This window comes from Ruegeria sp. HKCCD7221 (assembly GCF_013031225.1).
Classification (GTDB): Bacteria; Pseudomonadota; Alphaproteobacteria; order Rhodobacterales; family Rhodobacteraceae; genus Ruegeria.
Map to the genome: position 1 here is coordinate 1 of NZ_WPZE01000028.1, position 1,025 is coordinate 1,025.

At 51.5% G+C, this 1,025-nt stretch carries 1 protein-coding gene; it reads right to left on the minus strand.

The window, feature by feature from the left end; all coding sequences use genetic code 11:
• Positions 1–1,025 (minus strand): murein L,D-transpeptidase (locus GOX73_RS20610; protein ID WP_171135093.1); only part of this gene is annotated, 1,025 nt, incomplete at both ends.

Here is a 1,025-nt window from a genome sequence, read left to right on the forward strand (position 1 = left end):
TCGACCCACGCAGTCCAATAGGTCAAAAGGACCGGCATGGGCTCGGGTAGGTTAACGCGCGTTGTCTTCCCGCTATCCAGAATGGATTGCATCTTTTGCCGGCTCCAGTCCGGCTCTCCCTCCATCAAAAGGCTGGCAAATTCGAACGGATACTCAAGACGCACGCAGCCGGAACTGAGGTTCCGCTCATTTCGGTCGAAAAGGCTGCGGTCGTTGGTATCATGCAAGTACACCGCGTATTTATTGGGAAACATGAACTTGACTAAACCTAACGCATTGTCTGGGCCCGGCTGCTGAACCAAAGTGACGCCGGGGTTCTTTGCCCCCCAGTTCACAGCGTTGGCAGGAATCGTCTGCCCGTCTTTGTTCCGAACTACGTAATTGTTGCGCGCCAGATAGGCTGGATCCTTGCGGATGCGCGAAAGCTTATCCTTCCGAAAAATCGAGGCGGGAACGGTCCACGTCGGATTGAATTCCATATATTCAATTTCATCTCGGAACACTGGGGTTTTTCGGTAGGCTGATCCCGTGATCGACCGAGTGGTCCAAACCGTCCCATCGGACGTGACCAAGTAAGTACGGGCTCCTGCAATGTTTACTAGCACGAATTCTTCGTCGATTTCCCGCATGAGCCAGCGCCCTCGTTCCAGGCTGAGACGCAACTTATTTATGCGATCTTCGACAGGTTTGTTGAGGGACGCGAAAGTCTTACCACCAACGACGCCATCTGCCTCCAAGCCGTGACGATTTTGAAAGGTTTTTACCTGTTGCACCAAATTATCGTCATAAACCCAAGCTGGATTTATACCGTTGTGGCTTATTTCTGGAAATTCATTTGTTCCATTGTAGCCTTCTGTCGCTAGCCTTTTGCGCAGTTCGGCGACGGCAGGATCCACCATTTCCGGTTTCAGAACCGTTTCTTCGGGGACTGTGTTCCAGCCCCCCTTTGATGCGATAGCTCTGTATTTGCGCAATGCATCAACGAGCATAGTATATTGCGCGTTGTCGATATCGATGCGTTCAAT